At 70.3% G+C, this 20,233-nt stretch carries 19 protein-coding genes; 4 read left to right on the forward strand and 15 right to left on the reverse strand.

From position 1 onward, the window contains the following. Positions 1-8: 8 nt before the first annotated feature. The 8 genes from eutC to KXR53_RS11770 form a co-directional block, all read right to left on the reverse strand. A complete protein-coding gene (gene eutC / locus KXR53_RS11735; RefSeq protein WP_437375323.1) occupies positions 9-992 on the reverse strand; it encodes an ectoine utilization protein EutC in 984 nt (327 codons plus the stop codon). Further along, positions 989-1,981 carry a hydroxyectoine utilization dehydratase EutB gene (gene eutB, locus KXR53_RS11740; RefSeq protein WP_437375324.1) on the reverse strand — a complete coding sequence of 331 codons (993 nt, stop codon included), beginning with the start codon at positions 1,979-1,981 and terminating at the stop codon, positions 989-991. The genes eutC and eutB overlap by 4 nt, the downstream gene beginning before the upstream one ends. Before the next feature lie 220 nt (positions 1,982-2,201). Beyond that, positions 2,202-2,972 (reverse strand): ectoine utilization protein EutA, encoded by a 771-nt coding sequence (eutA, locus tag KXR53_RS11745; RefSeq protein ID WP_437375325.1) that lies wholly within the window; start codon positions 2,970-2,972, stop codon positions 2,202-2,204. Positions 2,973-2,985: 13 nt separating this feature from the next. After that, a complete protein-coding gene (gene ehuD, locus KXR53_RS11750; protein WP_437375326.1) occupies positions 2,986-3,642 on the reverse strand; it encodes an ectoine/hydroxyectoine ABC transporter permease subunit EhuD in 657 nt (218 codons plus the stop codon). Between the two features lie 3 nt (positions 3,643-3,645). Further along, on the reverse strand, positions 3,646-4,305 hold the full coding sequence (gene ehuC / locus KXR53_RS11755; protein ID WP_437375327.1) for an ectoine/hydroxyectoine ABC transporter permease subunit EhuC: 660 nt from the start codon (positions 4,303-4,305) through the stop codon (positions 3,646-3,648). A gap of 220 nt (positions 4,306-4,525) precedes the next feature. Further along, the gene (gene ehuB / locus KXR53_RS11760) at positions 4,526-5,395 is read right to left on the reverse strand and encodes an ectoine/hydroxyectoine ABC transporter substrate-binding protein EhuB (RefSeq protein WP_437375328.1); all 870 of its coding nucleotides are present in this window, start codon (positions 5,393-5,395) and stop codon (positions 4,526-4,528) included. Positions 5,396-5,438: 43 nt separating this feature from the next. Continuing rightward, positions 5,439-6,230 carry an ectoine/hydroxyectoine ABC transporter ATP-binding protein EhuA gene (gene ehuA / locus KXR53_RS11765; RefSeq protein ID WP_437375329.1) on the reverse strand — a complete coding sequence of 264 codons (792 nt, stop codon included), beginning with the start codon at positions 6,228-6,230 and terminating at the stop codon, positions 5,439-5,441. A gap of 131 nt (positions 6,231-6,361) precedes the next feature. Continuing rightward, entirely contained in the window at positions 6,362-7,756 is a 1,395-nt protein-coding gene (locus KXR53_RS11770) for a PLP-dependent aminotransferase family protein (RefSeq protein ID WP_437375330.1), read from the reverse strand. Positions 7,757-7,822: 66 nt separating this feature from the next. On the opposite strand from KXR53_RS11770, the gene KXR53_RS11775 reads away from it, so the two are divergent. The 4 genes from KXR53_RS11775 to KXR53_RS11790 all read left to right on the forward strand — a co-directional run bounded on the left by KXR53_RS11775 (position 7,823) and on the right by KXR53_RS11790 (position 12,569). Next, positions 7,823-8,317: an Lrp/AsnC family transcriptional regulator gene (locus KXR53_RS11775; RefSeq protein WP_437375331.1), complete on the forward strand. Its 495-nt coding sequence runs from the start codon at positions 7,823-7,825 to the stop codon at positions 8,315-8,317. A 126-nt stretch (positions 8,318-8,443) separates the two neighbouring features. After that, entirely contained in the window at positions 8,444-9,937 is a 1,494-nt protein-coding gene (locus tag KXR53_RS11780; protein WP_437375332.1) for an NAD-dependent succinate-semialdehyde dehydrogenase, read from the forward strand. A gap of 31 nt (positions 9,938-9,968) precedes the next feature. Beyond that, entirely contained in the window at positions 9,969-11,348 is a 1,380-nt protein-coding gene (locus KXR53_RS11785; protein ID WP_437375333.1) for an aspartate aminotransferase family protein, read from the forward strand. Positions 11,349-11,465: 117 nt separating this feature from the next. Next, a complete protein-coding gene (locus tag KXR53_RS11790; protein WP_437375334.1) occupies positions 11,466-12,569 on the forward strand; it encodes an alcohol dehydrogenase family protein in 1,104 nt (367 codons plus the stop codon). 16 nt (positions 12,570-12,585) lie between these two features. On the opposite strand, the gene KXR53_RS11795 is transcribed toward KXR53_RS11790, so the two are convergent. From KXR53_RS11795 to gsiB, 7 genes are all read right to left on the reverse strand, one after another. Then, positions 12,586-13,686: a M24 family metallopeptidase gene (locus tag KXR53_RS11795; protein ID WP_437375335.1), complete on the reverse strand. Its 1,101-nt coding sequence runs from the start codon at positions 13,684-13,686 to the stop codon at positions 12,586-12,588. A gap of 186 nt (positions 13,687-13,872) precedes the next feature. Continuing rightward, the gene (locus tag KXR53_RS11800; RefSeq protein WP_437375336.1) at positions 13,873-14,835 is read right to left on the reverse strand and encodes an isoaspartyl peptidase/L-asparaginase family protein; all 963 of its coding nucleotides are present in this window, start codon (positions 14,833-14,835) and stop codon (positions 13,873-13,875) included. A gap of 15 nt (positions 14,836-14,850) precedes the next feature. After that, positions 14,851-15,669, reverse strand: a complete 819-nt coding sequence (locus KXR53_RS11805; protein ID WP_437375337.1) for a M55 family metallopeptidase — start codon at positions 15,667-15,669, stop codon at positions 14,851-14,853. Further along, entirely contained in the window at positions 15,666-16,706 is a 1,041-nt protein-coding gene (locus tag KXR53_RS11810) for a P1 family peptidase (RefSeq protein WP_437375338.1), read from the reverse strand. The genes KXR53_RS11805 and KXR53_RS11810 overlap by 4 nt, the downstream gene beginning before the upstream one ends. Before the next feature lie 10 nt (positions 16,707-16,716). Next, positions 16,717-17,604 carry an ABC transporter permease subunit gene (locus KXR53_RS11815; protein ID WP_437375339.1) on the reverse strand — a complete coding sequence of 296 codons (888 nt, stop codon included), beginning with the start codon at positions 17,602-17,604 and terminating at the stop codon, positions 16,717-16,719. Beyond that, positions 17,601-18,521, reverse strand: a complete 921-nt coding sequence (gene gsiC / locus KXR53_RS11820; protein ID WP_437375340.1) for a glutathione ABC transporter permease GsiC — start codon at positions 18,519-18,521, stop codon at positions 17,601-17,603. Before gsiC ends, KXR53_RS11815 begins: the two co-directional genes overlap by 4 nt. Positions 18,522-18,681: 160 nt before the next feature. Further along, positions 18,682-20,211, reverse strand: a complete 1,530-nt coding sequence (gene gsiB, locus KXR53_RS11825) for a glutathione ABC transporter substrate-binding protein GsiB (RefSeq protein WP_437375341.1) — start codon at positions 20,209-20,211, stop codon at positions 18,682-18,684. Positions 20,212-20,233: the final 22 nt, after the last annotated feature.

Below are 20,233 nucleotides of genomic sequence, written 5' to 3' on the forward strand. Positions count from 1 at the left end.
TGTGCCTCTCAGCTCTCGAATGGGGTGCCGACCCCGGCGTGGGCGACGCGGCCGCGCGCGAGGGTGGCGATGGCGGTGTCCTGGACGCCGGTGCCGGTCAGGTCGGCGACAGTGATGGCGGCGGCGGAGGACCGCCCCGACGCGGTGCCGGCGATGACGGCGCCGAGCTCCGAGAAGACCGCATCGGCGGCCACGGCGCCGGCGGCGATGGCGTGGTGCAGCTCGCCCAGCCGACGGACCTGGGCGAGGCTGTCGGCCACGTAGAGATCGGCTTTGGCCAGGATGGCGGGGTCGAGCTCGTTCTTGTGCTCGGCATCCGAGCCCATGGCGGTGACGTGCTGGCCGGACGACAGCCACTCGGCGCGCAAGATCGGCTCGGCCGCCGGCGTCGTGGTGACGATGATGCCGGCGCCGTCGACAGCGGCCTGCGGCGCCGCCTCGGCCCGCACGGCGAGGCCCAGCTCGTCCGACAGCTTTGCCGCCAGCGCCTGCGCCCGGTCGTATTGGCGGGCCCAGATCCGCGCCTCGGCGATCGGCCGCACCAGGGTCAGCGCCTTGAGCTGCAGCCGGGCCTGCACCCCGGCGCCGAAGATCGCCGCGACCTTCGCGTCCTTGCGGGCCAAGTGCTTCGCCGCGACCGCCCCGGCGGCTGCGGTGCGGACGTCCGTCAGGTAGCCGTTGTCGAGGAACACGGACTCGACCAGCCCGGTTTTGGCGCTGAACAGCACCATCAGCCCGTTGGTGCTGGACAGGCCCAGCTTCGGATTGTCGAAGAAGCCGGGGCTGATCTTGATGGCGAAGCCGTCGAGGCCGGGGACATAGGCGGTCTTGACGTCGACCTCGCCGCGATGCTCGGGGATGTCGAGCCGCAGGATCGGCGGCATCACCACCGCCTTGGTGGCGAGCGCCAGGAAGGCTTCCTCGACGCAGGCGACGGCGTCGCGGTCGAGCGGAACGGCCCGGCGCAGCTCCGCCTCCGTCACGATGGTCATGCGGGGCACTTTGTCTCCTCCCAGGCGCCGCAGACGATCTTCCGGTGCAGCGCCATGTCGATGTTGCGGCCCGAGACCACGAGGACGGTCGGGCCGGATGTCTCGAGCTTGCCGGCCAGCAGCGCGCCGATGCCGACGGCGCCGCCGCCCTCGACGATCTCCTGCTCCGCCGCATAGGCATGGTCGATCGCGGCGGCGATCTCGGCCTCGCGCAGCAGCACCACCTCGTCCAGCAGGTCGCGGGCCAGGGCGAAGGTGTGGTGGTTGTCGAGGCCGATGCCGCCGCCGAGCGAGTCCGCCAGCGTCGGCAGCTCCTCGACCGCGACCGGGCGGCCGGCGGCGAGGCTTTGCGGCATTGCCGGTCCGCGCGCCATCGACACGCCGACCAGGCGGGCCTGCGGCCGCAGCGCCTTGACCGCGGCGGCAATGCCGCCGAACAGGCCGCCGCCGGACAGGGGCACCACGACCTGCGCGACATCGGGCAGGTCGGCGATGATCTCGAGCCCGATGGTGCCCTGGCCGGAGATCACGTCGGGATGGTCGAAGGGCGGGATGGCGGTGAAGCCTTCCTCCGCCACCAGCCGGTCGACCTCCTTCTGCGCGTCGTCCTGGGACCGGCCGACGATGCGGATCTCGGCCCCGAGGGCGCGGATGCCGGCGACCTTGTTCTCCGGCACCAGGCTGGACATGCAGACGACACAGCGCAGCCCTTGCCGGGCGGCGGCATGGGCCAGGCCGCGGCCGTGATTGCCGGTCGAGGCCGCAGCGATGCCGACGCGCCGCGCTCCCGGCGACAGCGACAGCACGGCGTTGGTGGCGCCGCGCAGCTTGAAGCTGCCGGTGGTCTGCCGGGTCTCGAGCTTGAGGAACACCGGCGCCCCGGCGCGCTCCGACAGCGACGCCGAGCGGACCAGCGGTGTGCGCACCACCTCTCCCGCGATGCGCTCCGCCGCGGCGCGGATGGTGTCGAGAGTGACGGCGTGGGTCATCGGCGGCCGCCCTCCTCATAGCGCCGGCATGCCCTTTCTAGTCCCCCCTCCCTTGCGGGAGGGGGGCAGGGGGAGGGGTCTGCGCGCGTCCGCGCGCGAATGCGATCGATATTGGCCCCGAAACTCCAACGGATCGTGGCCGGTTCCGGCGGAGGGAACCCCCTCCCCCTACCCCCCTCCCGCGGGGGGAGGGGGGGACTCAAGTAAGAAGCGCCCTTCCTCATCGCCCCGCCCCTTCCACCGCCATCAGCCGCCCTAGCTCCGGCCTTAGGCGGTCGTCGCCGCAGAGGCGCAGCGCCATCCAGGCGGTGGCGAGATTGCTGGTCACGACCGGCCTGCCGATCCGCCGCTCGATCTCCGCCGCCACCCCGGCGGCGCGCAGGGCGGTGCAGGAGATGAACAGCGCCTCGGCGTCCGGCGCCATCGCCGCCTCGGCCGCCGCCACGATCGACTGCGGGCTGATTCGCGCCATCTGGCGGTCGTCGTCGAGGCCGAGGCAGGTGAAGCGGGCGATATCGTAGCCGTGGCCCTCGAAATAGCCGGCCATCGGCCGGCTGGTCTCGACCGTGTAGGGGGTCAGCACCGCGATCCGGCGGGCGCCGAGCGCGTCGAGGGCGCGGCGGGCGGCGAGCGGCGGGGTCACCACGGTGACGCCCGGCTTGGCCGCGCGGATCGCGTCCTCGACCGCGTCGTCGCCCATTACCACCGAGGCCGAGGTGCAGGAGTAGCAGACGAGGTCCAGCTCCTCCTCCGGCAGGATCAGCCCGGCGCCCTCGCTGAGGCGCGGCTGCATCCGGCGGAGATTCTCCGGCGTCGTCGGGTTGGCATAGGCGATGCGGGCGACGTAGACGCCGATCCGGTCGCTCGCCACCATGCGGCGGAAATCCGGCTCGGTGGTGTGGTCGGTCGCCAGGATGACGAGGCCGACCCGCTTCGGCAGCGGACGGTCGTCGAAGCTGAGCGGCAGGGTGGACCGTTCGATCTCGGGCATGGCCGGCTCCGGCTCAGCGCAGCGGCCGGAAACGGCGCTCCAGGAAGCGGAGGCCGATCACGGCGACGAGGCTGATGGCGAGGAAGAAGGCACCGACAAGCGTCATCGGCTCCAGGTAGCGGTAGTTGAAGTTGGCGACGCTGCGGGCCTGGTTCATCAGCTCCAAGACTGTGATGGCGGAGAGCAGCGGCGTCTCCTTGAACATGGCGATGAAGTAGTTGGCCAGCGCCGGGATCATCGGCGGGATCGCCTGCGGCAGGATCACGTGGCGCCAGCTCTGCCCCATGGTCAGGTTGCAGGCCTTCGCGGCCTCCCACTGGCCGCGCGGGGTGTTGTCGATGCCGGCGCGGTACACCTCGGCGGTGTAGGTGGCGTAGTGCAGGCCGAGGCCGATCACCCCGGCGGTCAGGGGCGACAGCGTCAGGCCGAGATCCGGCATGATGTAGAACAGGAAGTACAGCTGCACGAGCAGCGGCGTGCCGCGGATGAACTCGATCAGGAAGCCGACGGCGCGGGCCAGCCAGCGGTGCCGGGTGCGCCGCAGGATGGCGAAGCCGAGGCCCAGCACCACTGCCAGGGCATAGCCGAGGATGGTGGCCAGGATGGTGATCCGCACGCCCTCGACCAGGGTCGGCAGGATCTCGGCGACGAAGGCCCAGTCCCAATCCATGGCTCAGCTCCGCACGCCGTCGAGGCCGCGGGTCAGGCGCCGCTCCAGCGCCCGCACCCCGGTCGAGATCAGCACCGCCAGCGCGAAATAGATCACCAGGATGGTGAGGAAGGGGAAGGCCGTGCTGCCGGTCTGGGCCCGCACGATCTGGGCCTGGAAGGTCAGGTCGGCGAGCGAGATCAGCGACACCACGGCGGTCGCCTTCAACAACTCGATGGCGTTGTTGCCGAAGGTCGGCAGCATCAGCACGAAGGCCTGGGGCAGGATGACGTGCCACAGGCTCTGCCGCTTCGTCAGATTGAGCGCGACGCAGGCCTCGCGCTGCTCCCGCCCGATCGACTGCACGGCGCCGCGCACCACCTCCGCCCCATAGGCCCCGACATTGAGGCCGAGGGCCAGCACGCCGGCCTCGAGCGGGCTGAGCTCGAACCCCGCCAGCGGCAGCACGAAATAGACCCAGAACAGCTGCACAAAGATCGAGGTGCCGCGGAAGAACTCGACATAGCAGGTGGCAATCGTGCGCAGCAGGAGGCTGGACGAGATCCGCCCGAGCCCCGCGATGAAGGCCACGACCAGCGCCAGGGCGCAGCCCAGCACGGTGAGCTGCACCGTCACCCAGGCACCGTCGAGGATCAGCCCGAGATAACCTTCCCACTCGCTCATGCGGCGGCCAACCCCTCACCCGGAACCGCTGGCGCGGTTCCGACCTCTCCCGCAGGCGGGAGAGGTAAACGGACCGCCCGTACAGGTGACCGGAGCGCAGCGTTCCCCATCACCTCTCCCGCCGGACGCGGGAGAGGTCGGACATCCGCCAGGATGTCCGGGTGAGGGCTGGTCCCGGCGGCGGGAGGATGAGAGCGTCGCACTGGCCTCTCCGTCCGCCTCAGTTCGCGCTGCCGCAGAGCTGGTCGCGGTTGGCCTCGATCGCGGCCTTGGCCGAGAAGCCGTAGGGCTCGACGATCTTGGCGAATTCGCCGGACTGCTTCAGCGCCGCCAGCTCCTTGTCGAAGGCGTCGCGCAGCGCCGTGTCCTGCTTGCGGAAGGCGGCGCCGTCGCAATAGACCGGCGCGTTCTTCACCGGCCCGACCATCTCGATGTTCGGATCGTTCGCCTTCTTCAGCAGGTCCTGGATCGACAGGATCGGCAGCGAATAGACGTCGATCCGGCCATCCTGCAGCATCTTGAGGCCGCTCTGCCCGTCCGGCACCACGATCACCCGGTCGCGCGGCACCCCGGCCTCCAGCGCCAGCCGCTCCTCCGTACCGCCGCCTGGCGCGCCGATCTTGGCGTCCGGGTTGGCGGCGATGTCGGCGTAGCTCTGGAAGTTCGACGGGTTGCCCTTCTTCACCGCGAAGGCCTCGCCGTCGCACAGGATCGGCTGGGAATAGGCCACGGCGCGGCAGCGCTCCGGCTTCATGAACAGGCCGGCGGTGATGGCGTCGAAGCGGCGCGCCTGCAGCCCCGGGATCATGGCGCCGTATTCCGAGATCGAGGCGACGACGTCGGGGACGCCGAGACGCTTGAACACCTCCCGCGCCACCTCCGGGCCGGCGCCGGAGACCTTGCCGTCCGGGGCCACCGCGGTGAAGGGCGGCTCGTTGGCGATGGCGATACGGGCGAAGCCCTGCTCCTTCAGATTGTCCAGCGTGTCGGCCGTGGCCGGCTGCGCGAAGGCCGCGAGCGCGACGCCCAAGGTCATGGCCGACGCGGCCGCCAGGGCCAGGCGCGCGCGAAATCCCGATGTGGTGCTCATCCTTCTGCCTCTCCTGCTCTTTGCGGTGCCTGCCGCGGCGCGCTCAAACCCGGTGGCCGGCGGCGATGATCTTCTTGAGGAACGCCTGGGTCCGCTCCTCGCGCGGGTGCCGGAAGATCTCGTCCGGCGGCCCCTCCTCGACGATCCGGCCCTGGTCGAAGAACAGGACGCGGTCGGCGAAGTCGTGGGCGAAGCTCATCTCGTGGGTGACCAGCAGCATGGTCATGTCGGTCTCGGCAGCCAGGCGGCGCATGACGTTCAGCACCTCCTCCACCAGCTCGGGGTCGAGCGCCGAGGTGACCTCGTCGAACAGCATGATCTTCGGCTTCAGCGCCAGGGCGCGGGCGATCGCGACGCGCTGCTTCTGGCCGCCGGAGAGCTGGGCCGGCATCGCCTTGGCCTTCGACGCCATGCCGACGAGCTCGAGCAGTTCCATCGCCCGGGCCTCGGCGGTCTTGCGGTCGACGCCGTTGGTCAGGATCGGTGCCAGGGTCACGTTGTCCAGCACGCATTTGTGCGGGAACAGGTTGAACAGCTGGAACACCATGCCGATCTTGGCGCGCATCTTGTGCAGGTGGCGCTCGTCGGCCGGCACCAGGGCGCCGTTCTTCGGCATGTGGAACAGCGGCTCGCCCTCGATCCGGATATGACCGCCATTGATCCCTTCCAGCGTCATCAGGATGCGCAGGATCGTGGTCTTGCCGGAGCCGGACGGCCCGATCAGGGCCAGCTTCTCACCCGGCTTCACGGTGAAGGACAGGTCGTTCAGGACGGTCAGCGGGCCGAAGCGCTTGGTCACGCCCTCGACGCTGATGCACGGATCGGAGGTGGGCAAGCCGCTCTCCCTGTTCGCGACGGCCTTGGTTGCCGTCAACGATGGGAGGGAGACAAAATCATGTCAAACGGAAAAACAAATCAGTACAATTTGGCCGAGCGTGATGATTTATTAGGCAGCCGGTGCACGGGTTACATCGCCAGCAGCACCGGCTCCGGCTCGCCCTGCAGCAGGTTGACCACGATCTTGAGGCCGTCGCGCAGCTGCTCCGGCGTGGTCGAGCCGACCGAGATGCGCACCGCCGGCCGCCGGTCCATGCCACCCTCGATGGCGAAAGAGGCGCCGGGCGCGATGGCGACGCCCTGCAGCCGGGCGTGGGACACGAATTCCTCCTCCGACCGGCCCTCGCCGAGCGGCAGCCAGACATGCAGCCCCTCCGGATGGGCGCGGTGCGGGATGCCGGCCAGGATCTCGGCCGCGATCGCCTGACGGCCGCGAATCGCCTCCCGCTGCCAGCGCAGCAGCTCCGCCGCCGTGCCGTTCTCGACCCAGCGGGCGGCGAGCTCGGCGATCAGCCCGGTCGCCATCCAGTTGGTCACCAGGCTGCGGTTGGCGACCGACGGGCACAGCCGGTCCGGCACCACCAGATAGCCGGCGCGCAGCCCCGGCATCACGCATTTGGTGAAGGTGGTGACGTAGAGCGTGCGCTCCGGCGCCAGAGCGGCCAGCGGCGTCAGCCGCTCGCTCAAGAGCGGCGCCAGGACGTCGTTTTCGATGATCTGCAGCTCGTGGCGGCGCGCCACCTCGACGATCTCGGCCCGCCGCGCCGCGCCCATCAGGCTGGCGGTGGCGTTGATCGGATTCGGCATGACGAAGAGCGCGCGCACGTCGCCCTCGCGGCAGGCCTCGTCCAGCGCCTCCGGGACCACACCCTCGCCGTCGATCGCCACGCCGCGCAGGCGCAGGCCGAGATAGGCGGCCAGCGGCACCAGCGTGTGATGGCCGACCGCCTCGGTCACCACGGTCGAGCCCGGCGGGGCCGCGGCCATCAGGGCGATGGTCATGCCGGCGGTGGCGCCGTTGGTCAGGTGGATGGTGCCGGGCGTCGCCTCGACCCCGCAACGGTCGCGCAGCCAGGCCTGCGCCACACGGCGGTGCCGGGCGAACAGCATGTTCGGGCGGAAGGACAGGACGGCGGAATGTGGCAACGTGTCGGCCAGCTCGTGTAGCGCCGCCTTCATCGCCTCGATATGGCGCGTCTCGCACACCACCGGCTTCAGGATCGACAGGTCGATCACCTCACTCAGCCGCTCCGGAATATAGGGCGGCACGGGCTCGCGCTGGGGCGGTCGGATGAAGGTGCCGCGCCCGGTCTCGCCGGAGATCAGGCCACGGCGGATCAGCTCCTCATAGGCGCGGCTGACGGTCTGCACCGAGAGATCCAGCGTATCCGCCATGGCGCGATGCGTCGGCAGCCGTTCCCCCGCCTGCAACCGCCCATCCGCGATCGCCCGCGCGATCTGATCGGCCAAAGAGAGATAGGCGGGCCGGCGCAGGGCGGCGGGGTCGGGCTGCCAAATTGTCATGATTCGACAATGATCCAAGATCAGTTCAATTGACAACCGGAATTCCACACCGGCATGGTCGCAGCCATGACGTCCGTCAAGCTCGACCCGATCGACCTGCGCATCCTGGCCGAGATCCAGCGCGACGGGCGTATCACCAAGCTGGCCCTGGCCGAGAAGGTCGGGCTGTCGCCGACGCCGTGCTGGATCCGGCTGCACCGGCTGGAGCGCGAGGGCGTGATCGCCGGCTACCACGCCCGGCTGGCGCTGCGCCGGATCGCCCCCTTCGCCATGGTGTTCGTCGAGATCACGCTGGGCGCCCACCGCCAGGCCGATTTCGACCGATTCGAGCGGGCGGTGAAGGCGGTGCCGGAGGTCGTGGCCTGCTGGTCCCTGGGCGGCGGCATCGACTATCTGCTGAAGGTGGTGGCGCGCGACATCGACGCCTATCAGCGGCTGATCGACCGGCTGCTGCAGGAGGAGATCGGCATCGACCGCTACTTCACCTACATCGTCACCCGCACGGTGAAGGACGACGCGGCGGTGCCGGTGGAGGTGCTGGCGGGGACGGACGGGGCATAGGCGGAGAGAGTCTCTCTGCCTCCCCTCGCCCTCAAGAGACTTGGTCTGCCGGCCGGGTCCCGAACAGCCTCCATCTCCTCTGCCCCGCCCCTATCCTGGCGGCCTCATCCATCGCGGAGGCCCGCCATGACCGCCCTCGCCACCCGGCCCAGCCAGCACGACGCGCTGGGCCGCCTGACCGACCGCCGGCTGCTGCGCGAACTGGCCTATATCGACGGCCGCTGGACCGCCGCCGCCAATGGCGCGGTGTTCGAGGTCGCCGATCCCGCGACCGGCGTCACCGTCGCCCGGGTGGCGCGGCTGGGTGCGGCCGAGGCCGACCGCGCCATCGCCGCCGCCGAGGCCGCCTTTCCGGCCTGGCGGGCGCTGCTGCCCCAGGAGCGCGCGGCCCGGCTGCGCAACTGGTTCGACCGGATCCGGGCGGCCAAGGAGGACCTGGCCCTGCTGATGACGCTGGAGCAGGGCAAGCCGCTGGCGGAATCGCGCGGCGAGATCGACTACGGCGCCGGCTTCGTCGAGTGGTTCGCCGAGGAGGCCAAGCGCCTGAACGTCGAATCCGTCACCAGCCACCTGCCCGGCGCCGAGATGATGGTGCGGCGCGAGCCGCTGGGCGTCATCGGCGTCGCCACGCCCTGGAACTTCCCCTGCGCCATGCTGACCCGCAAGGCCGCGGCCGCGCTGGCCGCCGGCTGCACCGTGGTGGCCCATCCCTCGTCGCAGACCCCGCTCTCGGCCCTGGCCCTGGCCGAGCTGGCGGAGCGCGCCGGCATCCCCGCCGGGGTGCTGAACATCGTCACCGGCGATCCGGAGCCGATCGTCGGCCGGATCTGCGCCGACAAACGGGTGCGGGCCGTCAGCTTCACCGGGTCGACCGAGATCGGCCGGCTGATCGCCGAGCGCTGCGCCCCGACCATCAAGCGGCTGCAGCTCGAACTCGGCGGCCATGCGCCGCTGATCGTCTTCGCCGACGCTGATCTCGACCGCGCCGTGTCGATCGCGATCGACGCCAAATTCGCCACCTCGGGCCAGGACTGCCTGGCCGCCAACCGGATCTATGTCGAGCGGCCGGCCTATGCCGCCTTCTGCGAGGCCTTCGCCAGGCGCGTCGCGGCGCTCAAGGTCGGCAACGGCCTGGCACCGGAGACCGAGATCGGGCCGCTGATGCACGACCGCGCTGTGGCCAAGGCGGCGGAGCATGTCCGCGACGCCGTGGCGCGCGGCGCGCGATGCCTGACGGGTGGCGACGTCCATCCCGCCGGCCCGCTGTTCTTCGCCCCGACCGTGCTGGCCGACGTGCCGGATGACGCCGCGATCATGCGTGAGGAGACCTTCGCCCCGGTCGCCGCCGTCACCGCCTTCGATGCCGAGGACGAGGTGATCGCCCGCGCCAACGACACCGAATACGGCCTCGTCGCCTATGTCGTCACCCGCGATGCCGGCCGCGTGCTGCGGCTGGGCCGCGCCCTCGACTACGGCATGGTCGCGGTCAACCGGGTGAAGATCACCGGCGCCCCGATCCCGTTCGGCGGCACCAAGCAGTCCGGCCTCGGCCGCGAAGGCTCGCGCCACGGCATCGAGGCCTTCACCGAGCTCAAATACCTCTGCCTCGACGCGGCCTGAGCGCCCGCCTTTTCGTAAAAGGAGACTTCCAATGGCCCTTCGCGGCAACGAACTCGACGCCTGGGATCGCGACCATTTCTTCCACCCCTCGACCCATATGGCGGCCCATGCCAGGGGCGAGACGCCGAACCGGATCATCACCGGCGGCGAAGGCGTCTACATCACCGACCGCGACGGCAAGCGCAGCCTGGATGCCTTCGCTGGGCTCTACTGCGTCAATGTCGGCTACGGACGGCGCGAGATCGCTGATGCGATCGCCGCGCAGGCGCATGAGCTGGCCTATTACCACGCCTATGTCGGGCACGGCAGCGAGCCTTCGATCCGCCTGGCCAAGATGATCATCGACCGGGCGCCGGCCGGCATGTCGCGGGTGTTCTTCGGCCTCTCCGGCTCCGACGCCAACGAGACCAACATCAAGCTGGTCTGGTACTACAACAACGTGCTCGGCCGGCCGGAGAAGAAGAAGATCATCTCGCGCTGGCGTGGCTATCACGGCTCCGGCCTGATGACCGGCAGCCTCACCGGGCTCGAGCTGTTCCACAAGGCCTTCGACCTGCCGCTGGCCCAGGTGCTGCACACCGAGGCGCCGTACTACTACCGCCGCGAGGACCGGTCGCTGAGCGAGGAGCAGTTCTCGCAGCACTGCGCCGACAAGCTGGAGGAGCTGATCCTGGCCGAGGGGCCGGAGACGGTGGCCGCCTTCATCGGCGAGCCGATCCTGGGCACCGGCGGGCTGGTGCCGCCGCCGGCCGGCTATTGGGAGAAGATCCAGGCCGTGCTGGCCAAGTATGACGTGCTGCTGATCGCCGATGAGGTGATCACCGGCTTCGGCCGGCTGGGATCGATGTTCGGCTCCGACCACTACGGCATCAAGCCGGACCTGATCACCATCGCCAAGGGCCTGACCTCGGCCTATGCCCCGCTGTCCGGCGTGATCGTGTCGGAGAAGGTCTGGAAGGTGCTGGAGAAGGGCTCCGACGCGCTCGGCGCCATCGGCCATGGCTGGACCTATTCCTCGCATCCGCTGTGCACCGCCGCGGCGATCGCCAATCTCGAGCTGATCGACAGAATGGGCCTGGTCGAGAACGCGCGGGAGACCGGCGCCTATTTCAAGCAGGCGCTGACCGAGGCCCTGGCCGGCCACCGCATCGTCGGCGAGGTGCGCGGCGAGGGCCTGGCCGCGGCGGTCGAGTTCGTGGCCGACAAGGACGACCGGGTGTTCTTCGACCCGGCGCTGAAGGTCGGCCCGCGGATCTACGCGGCCACGCTGGCCCGCGGCGTGATCTCCCGCGCCCTGCCGCAGGGCGACATCCTGGGCTTCGCCCCGCCGCTGTGCCTGACGCGCGAGGAGGCCGACATCGTGGTCAAGACCGTCGTCGGCGCGGTCGAATCCGTTTCCAAAGAACTGTAGCCCTCCCCTCACCGTCATTGCGAGGAGGCGAAGCCGACGAAGCAATCCACCGTCCCGCTCGTGCGGCCCTGGATTGCTTCGCTGCGCTCGCAATGACGCCTACCAAGGAGCCCGACCATGGCCACTGCCGAAACCATCCCCGCCACCATGCGCGCCGTGGTCCTCACCGGCCATGGCGGGCCCGAGAAGCTGGTCTATCGCGACGACGTGCCGGTGCCGAAGCCGGCCGAAGGCGAGGTGCTGATCGAGGTCACCGCCTGCGGCATGAACAACACCGATGTCTGGGTGCGCGAAGGCGCCTACGGCACCGAGGCGGACCCGACCGCGGTGTCGAGCTGGCGCGGCCGCGGCGACCGGTCGACCCTGACCTTCCCGCGCATCCAGGGCACCGACACGGTCGGCCGCATCGTCGCGGTCGGCCCGGGCGTGCCGGCGGCGCGGATCGGCGAGCGGGTGATGGTCGATTTCAGCATCTACAACCGCGACGACGACAGCCTGGCCGACATCGACTACATGGGCCATGGCCGCGACGGCGGCTATGCCGAATACATGGCGCTGCCGGCCGACCACGCGCATCGCGTGAACACGCCGATGACGGATGTCGAGCTGGCCACCTTCTGCTGCGCCTACCTGACCGGCGAGCACATGCTGGACCGCGCCCGGGTGGCGGCGGGCGAGCGGGTACTGGTCACCGGCGCCTCGGGCGGCGTCGGCTCCGGCATCGTCCAGCTGTGCCGCGCCCGCGGCGCCATCCCCTATGCCGTGGTCGGCCGCGGCAAGGAGGAGGCGGTGCTGGCGATCGGTGCCGAGGCCGTGGTCACCCGAGATGCCGGCGACCTGTTCTCGGCGGTGGAGCGGGCGACCAAGGGCCGGCCGATCGACGTCGTCGCCGACCTGGTCGGCGGGGCGATGTTCAACGACCTGCTGCGCATCCTGCGGCCGGAGGGGCGCTACACCACCGCCGGCGCCATCGCCGGGCCGGTGGTGCAGCTGGACCTGCGGACGATGTATCTGAAGCACCTGGAGCTGCACGGCTCGTCCCAGGGCACCCGCGGCGCCTTCCGGCGGCTGGTGCGCTACATCGAGGAAGGCAAGCTGAAGCCGCTGGTCGGCGGCGTCTACCGCCTGTCCGACTTCCGCCGCGCCCAGGCCGACTTCATGGCCAAGGGCTTCGTCGGCAAGCTGGTGGTGGTGCCGGATTCGAAGTGGGTGGGCGGCTGACAGGCCGCCCGACCATTCAGACCCGCGCCACGCACAGGTCGCGCGGCAGCGATGACAGGATCTCCGGCCCGTCCTCGCGCAGGATCACGATCTCCTCGAGCCGGATGCCGAAGCGGCCCGGGATGTAGATGCCAGGCTCGATCGAGAACACCATCCCCTCCTCCAGCACCGTCTCCGATGTCGCGGTGATGTAGGGCGGCTCGTGGCCGTCGATGCCCAGGCCGTGGCCGGTGCGGTGGACGAAGTACTCGCCGTAGCCGGCATCGGCGATGACGCGCCGGGCCGCGGCGTCGACCTCCTTCGCCTTGACGCCCGGCCTTGCCGCCTGCAGTGCCGCCTGCACCGCCTTCTCGACGATGGTGTGGACCTGGCCGTAGCCCTCCGGCGGGCGGCCGACCGCGACCATGCGGGTGATGTCGCTGGGGAAGCCGTCCTTGCGGCCGCCGATGTCGACGACCACGGCGTCGCCCTCCTCCAGCCGACGGGAGCCGGTCTGGTGGTGGGGGAAGGCGCCGTTGCCGCCGCTGCCGACGATCCAGAAGGCCGGATCCGCCCCTTCCGCGGTGAAGTGGTCCTTGATCACGGCCGCGAGCTCCAGCTCGGTCATGCCCGGCCGGACCGCGGCGAAGGCCGCCTGCATCGCGCGGTCGGCGATGCCGGCATTCATCTTCAGCTTGGCGAATTCGGCGGCGTCCTTGCGCATCCGCAGGGCGCCGACCGTGCTGTCGGTGAAGCTGTGCCGCGCCCCGGGGAGAGCGCCCAGCAGCAGAAGGGCGAAATCGGCCCGCATCGTCTCGTCCAGCGCCACATGGGCCGCATTGGTCGCGCCGACATCGGCGAGGGCGGCCGCCAGCGCGGCATCCGGCCCATCGGCATCGTCCCAGGTGTGGAAGGCAATATCCGTGTGCTCGCGCGAGCCCTCGGCGTTCAGCACCGGCATCAGGAACGCCTCGCGCTCCGGCCCGATCAGCAGCAGGCAGGGCCGTTCGTCGGCATGCGGATGGAAGCCGGCCACCCACTGCATGTGCGAGCCGGGCCCGAGCGCGACGAGATCGACGCCCTCCTCACGCATCTTCCCACGCAGCGCCGCCAGCCCCTTGCCCGTATCGACCGTCATTCTTCCCTCCCGTCAGCGGCGAGCCCTGCTCGCCTGCACCTGCGAGACCCTATACCAGCGGTCCGGAATATTGATCCGTCATGGCGAGCCCCGAAGGGGCGTGGCCATCCAGAGGGCGGTGCCGCTGGATCGCCGCGTCGCTTCGCTCCTCGCGATGACGAGGAGTGCAAACTTCAAGGTTGTCGTTCAGACCGCCTCGACCCGGAACGCCTCGCGGTGGATCGCCGTGCGCAGCATGCCGTCGGCCCCGACCACGCCGCGATACATGCCCTCGCAGTTGAAGGGCAGCGCGACATTGCCGCAAGCGTCGACCGCGACCAGGCCGCCGGAGCCGCCGACCGGAGCGAGGACGGCTTGCACCACCTCCTCCGCCGCCTGCTCCAGCCCCTGGCCGGCCCAGCGCATGCGGGAGGCGATCTCGTGGCCGGCGGCATAACGGATGAAGAGCTCGCCATGGCCGGTGGCGGAGACGGCGCAGGTGGCGTTGTCGGCCCAGGTGCCGGCGCCGATCACCGGGCTGTCGCCGACCCGGCCCGGCGCCTTGCCGGTCATGCCACCGGTCGAGGTGGCGGCGGCGAGGTTGCCGGCGGCGTCACAGGCCACGGCGCCGACCGTGCCGTGCTTGCGCGCCGGGTCGCCGTCATCCGGCAGAGCCCGGCGGCGGCGCTCCAGCTCCTCCTGCAGCGCCGCCCAGCGCCGCTCGGTGCGGAACCAGGACGGGTCCATATGCTCCAGCCCGGCCTCGCGGCAGAAGCGGCGCGCCCCCTCCCCGGCCAGGAGGACATGCTCGGTCCGCTCCATCACCGCGCGGGCGGCGAGCACCGGGTGGCGCGGGCCGCAGATGCCGGCGATGGCGCCGGCGCGGCGGTCGCGCCCGTCCATCACCGCCGCGTCCATCTCGGTCTCGCCGGCGCTGGTGAAGACGGCGCCGCGGCCGGCGTTGAACAGCGGGTCCTCCTCCAGCGCCATCACCGCGGCGGTGACGGCGTCGAGCGCCGAACCGCCCGCCGCCAGAACGAGATGGCCGGCGCGGAGGGCGGTGCGCAGCCCTTGGTGATAGGCCTCCTCCCGCTCCGGCGTCAGCGACTCGCGGCGGATGGTGCCGGCGCCACCATGGATCGCCAGGACGGCGCGGGATGAATGGGTCATGGAAGCCTCAGGGATTCAGCGCAGGAAAGCGGTCATCGCGGAAACGGCGTTCATCCAGCGGATCGCGTCGGCGACGCTGGCGGCCGGCAGGGCCACGGTGACGCCGTCGCGGCGCTCGGCCGGCGGCAGGGTGGCGGCAAGGTCGGCCAGGGCCGGGCCGCCCATCTCCAGCTCCAGCACATAGGGGCCGTCGATGCGGAAGGGCGGGATCGACGCGGCGCGGCGGACGGCGCGCGCCGCGGCCTGTCGCAGCTCCGTACGAGCGGCGGACAGCGGCAGCGAGCGGGCGGCGCGGTTGCCCAGCGCCTGCTTCACCTGGACGAACTCGGCCTGCGGGAAATGCTGCCGCAGCTCGGCGACGCAGCGGTCATCGCCGGAGACCATCGCCACCGGCACGCCGAGGCTGCCGGCATAGGCGCCGTAGATACCGGCCTCGCCCAGCGGCTTGCCGTTCAGCCGTACGGCGCGGAAGGCGAAGCCGTTGGTGGTGTGGGCCAGCACGCCCTGCTCCGACGCGCGGGCGTGGTAGCCGAGGCAGAACACCCCGGCATGGCCGGAATCGAGCCCGGCGAACATGTTGAGCGGCTTGGGCTTGCCCTGGATCAACTCCGCCGCCGGGTGCAGCAGCTCCGGCAGCAGATTGGTCATCGGCCCGTGCGCGTCGTTGACCAGGATCTCGGTGGCGCCGCCCTCCAGCGCGCCTTCGATCGCGGCGTTGACCTCCTCGGTCATCAGCCGGCGGGCGCGCTCGTACTCGCCGTTGCCCGGCTGGCCCTGCTGCGGCGAGACCACGCCGGCCACGCCCTCGATGTCAGACGAGATGTAGATCCTCACTTCTGCTCCTCCGCCTCCAGCCAGTCCGCGAGCGAGGGCCGGCGATGCCCGGCGCGGCCGACCGCGGATCCGGCGGCGCAGAGCGCGTTCAGCACCGCCTCCTGCGTCGCCTCGGCCGCGGCCTGGAACAGCCGGTCGATCCGCGCCTCGTTCAGCGCCCGGATCTGGACCAGGTCGCGCTTCTGGTCGTGCTCCACCGGGTCGGCGGTGGAGAGGCCGAGCGCGATGTCGCCGCTGCCGTGCCCCCAATAGGCGCCGAGCCGCGCCAGCCCGGCGCCGCAGCGCCTGGTGACGCGGTGCAGCTGGCGATGCTCCAGCGGCACGTCGGTGGCCAGGATCACGATCACCGAGCCGCGCTCCGGCACCGGCTCCGCGGCCGGCGCCGGCCGGCGGCCGTCGGGCAGCACCAGGTCGCCGGCACGGCCGAAATTGGCCAGCACCAGCACGCCGAGATGGAAATGCGTGCGGTCGAACTTGACCCGGCGCGAGGCGCTGCCGATGCCGCCCTTGAAGCCGAAGCAGCTCATCCCCGTGCCGGCGCCGACGGAGCCCTGCCCGACCTTACCGTCCGTCGCCGCGGCGATCGCCTCCAGCGCATCCGTCTCGGTCACCGCCAGGGCCTGGATGTCGGACAGGTAGCCGTCATTGCATTCCAGCACCACCGGATTGACGGTGCCGGTCTCGCGCCCGATGTCGAGGTTGGTCGCGATGGCGGCGCGGATCAGCGCCGTGGCGCAGGTGCCGACGGCGAAGGTGTTGGTCAACAGGATCGGCGTCTCGACCGTCCCCAGCTCCGCCACCTGCACCAGGCCGGTGCTCTTGCCGAAGCCGTTGAACACCTCGACCGCGGCGCGGGCCTTGGTCCGGAACAGGTTGCCGCCATGCGGCAGCACAGCGGTGACGCCGGTCAGCACGTCGCCCGCATGCAGCGTCAGATGGCCGACCGTCACCCCTGGCACGTCGGTGATGGCGTTCAGCGGCCCGGTCGGCAGCGTGCCGCAGACCAGGCCGAAATCGCGGGCGAGACGGGCCGCCACCGATGCCTCCCTAGGTTTTCAGCTTCGGGTCCAGCGCGTCGCGCAGCCCGTCGCCGAGCAGGTTGAAGGCCAGCACGGTGACGAAGATCGCGATGCCGGGGAAGAGGGTGATGTGGTCGGCGACACCGAGATAGCTGCGCCCGTCGGCCAGCATCGCCCCCCATTCCGGGCTGGGCGGCTGGGCGCCGAGGCCGATGAAGCTGAGGCTGGCCGCCGTCAGGATCGAGGTGCCGATGCGCATCGAGAAATAGACGATCACGCTGGGCAGCGTGCCCGGCAGGATGTGCCGCAGCATCAGCAGGCGATGGCGGACGCCGATCGCCCTGGCCGCGTCGACATAGACCGTCTGCTTGATCGCCAGCGTGCTGCCGCGCACCAGCCGGGCGAAGACCGGCACGCTGAACACGGCGACGGCGTAGATCACGTTGTCGATGCCGGGGCCGAGCACGGCGATGACGCCGATCGCCAGGATGATGCCGGGGAAGGCCAGCAGCACGTCGCAGAGCCGCATCACCAGCCCGTCGATCCAGCCGCCGTAGAAGCCGCTGACGAGGCCGAGCAGGATGCCGGCGACGCCGCCCAGCGTCACCGACAGGAAGCCGACGGCGAGCGAGATGCGGGCGCCGAAGACGATGCGGCTGAGGATGTCGCGGCCATAGGCGTCGGTGCCGGCGAGATGGGCCCAGGACGGACCTTCCAGCACCCGCTCGTAATCCGGCTGGGCCAGGTCGTAGGGTGCGATCCAGGGCGCCAGGATGGCCACGACCACCAGCGCGACCAGGAACAGGCCGGCGATAACGCCGACCTTCTGCCGGCGGAAGCGGCGCCAGAATTCGCGGTAGGGCGAGCGCACCGTCTCGGCGCGGGCCGGAGTCGCGGGGGAGATGACGGCGCTCATCGGTAGCGGATCTCCGGATTGGCGAGCGCGTAGAGCACGTCGACGGCGAGGTTGATCAGGATGAATTCGATCGAGAACAGCAGGATCTCGGCCTGGATCACCGGGTAGTCGCGGTAGGAGACGCTGTCGACCAGGAGGCGGCCGAGGCCGGGCCAGGTGAACACGGTCTCGACCACGATCGAGCCGCCGAGCAGGAAGCCGAACTGCAGCCCGACCATGGTGATGATCGGGATCAGCGCGTTGCGCAGCGTGTGCTTCCAGACCACCGCGCGCTCGAAAACACCCTTCGCCCGGGCGGTGCGGACATAGTCCTCGCGCGAGATCTCGATGAAGGCGGAGCGGGTGAAGCGCGCCATCACTGCTGCGACGCCGAGGCCGAGCGTGACCGCGGGCATGACGAAATGCTGCCAGGTGCCGTAGCCGCCGGTCGGCAGCCAGCCGAGATCCACCGAGAACACGCCGATCAAGAGGAGGCCGAGCCAGAAGGAGGGGAAGGAGATGCCGGAGACGGCCAGCACCATGCCGCCGTAATCCTGCCAGCGGCCGCGCTTGACCGCGGAGACGACGCCGATCAGAAGGCCGACCGCCACCGCCCAGGCCATGCTGACCACGGTCAACCAGACCGTCGGCATCAGCCGCTCGCCGATCTCATCGACCACGGGCCGGCGGGTCTTCAGCGAGGTGCCGAAATCGGCCTGCACGACATTGCCGAGGAAGGTCAGGTACTGCTCGGGCAGCGGCCGGTCGAGGCCGAGATCGGAGCGCACGAGCGCGATGTCCTCCGCCGTCGCGTCCGGCCCGGCCACCAGCCGCGCCGGGTCGCCCGGCAGCATGTGGACGAAGCCGAAGACCAGGAGGGAGATGACCAGCATCACCGGGACAATGCCGATGAGACGCCGGATCAGATATTGCAGCATGGGGGCTCCGAAAGCGCGCTGTCAGGCGCTCAATCCATCTCCTCTCTCTGATCGTCATCCCCGCGAAAGCGGGGATCTCTTGCCGGAGAGATCCCGTGTCTGCGGCGCACCGCTGCGCGCTGCGCCGCGCACGGGATGACGATCGAGAGAGGGACCGGTCCTACTGGAACGACGCGTCCTCGACGATGTAGGCGCGGTCGGGCAGGACGTAGACGCCGGACAGGTCCTTGCTCCGGGCGCTCAGCACATGGTCGACGCCGAGCGAGATCCAGGGCGCGTCCTGCCAGATCAGGGACTGCGCCTTGGCATAGGCCTCGGCGCGCTTGCCCTCATCGGCGGTGGCGACCGCCGCCTCCAGCGCCGCATCCACCTCCGGGTTGGAGTAGTAGGCGACGTTGAACAGCTTCGGCGGGAAACCCTTGCCCCACAGCAGCGGCCGCAGCGCCCAGTCGGCGTCGCCGGTCGAGGACGACCAGCCGCCGTAATACATCTGCACCGTCGCGTCCTCGGGCTTCTGCACGCCCCAGACCTTGTCGGAGAGGACGCCGGATTCGAGCGGCGTGACCTGGGCCTTGACCCCGATCTGGGCCAGCTGCTGCTGCAGGAACTGGGTCGCCCGGATGGCCGTGGTGTTGTTGCCGGACCACAGCACGGTCTCGAAGCCGTCGGCATAGCCGGCCTCGGCCAGGAGCTGCTTGGCCTTCTCCGGATCATAGGGCCAGACGCCCTGCTTGGCGTAGAATTTCAGCTTCGGCGGCATCGGCGAATCCGCCGGGTCGCAATAGCCGCTCAGCACCACCTTGCAAAAGGCGTTGCGGTCGACCGCGTAGTTCAGCGCCTGGCGGACGCGGACATCGTCGAACGGCTTTTTATGAGTGTTCAGCGCCACGTACCAGTTCACGATCGACGGCCCGTCGACCACGGTGACGTTCGGGTTGCGCTCCAGCACCTTCATCATCTCCGGCGGCACTGGGTGGATGAACTGGGCCTCGCCGGCCTGCAGCATGGCGACGCGGCTGCCGTTCTCCGGCACGCTGCGGATGGTGACGCCGTCGACCTTGGGTTGGCCTTCCTTCCAGTAGGCGTCGTTCTTCACCGCCTCCAGCGTGTCGGCCGACCAGGACTTGAACTTGAACGGCCCGGTGCCGACCGGGTTGCGGCCGATGTCCTTGCCGTATTTCTCCAGCGCCGCCGGGCTGATGATCATCGCCCCGGCATGCGCCAGGTTGTTGACCAGGGCGCCGAACGGCTCCTTCAGCACCACCTTGGCGGTGGCGTCGTCGACCACCTCGACATGGTCCAGCATCGACACCAGCGACTGGCGCTTCAGCTTGTTGTCGGGATTGGCCAGGCGCTCGAGGCTGATCTTCACCGCCTGGGCGTTGAAGTCGGTGCCGTCGTGGAACTTGACGCCCTTGCGCAGGTGGAAGGTGTAGACCTTGGCGTCGTCGCTGACCTCGTAGCTCTCGGCCAGCAGCGGCACGAGCTGCATGTTCTGATCGAAGCCGTAGAGGCCCTGATAGAACAGCCGCGTCGCCGCCTGCGACGCCGTCTCGTTGATGTTGGACGGGTCCAGCCCCGTCAGGTTCTGGTCGATGGCCACGACCAGCGGCTTGGCCATCGCCGCCCCGGGCAGCGCCATCAGCGCGGCCAAGGCGCAGCCGATCAAGAGGTGTTTCCAGCGTCTCATCGGTTCTCTCTCCCTGTGTTTC

This window comes from Inquilinus limosus, from assembly GCF_051487185.1.
Taxonomy (GTDB): Bacteria; Pseudomonadota; Alphaproteobacteria; order DSM-16000; family Inquilinaceae; genus Inquilinus; species Inquilinus limosus_F.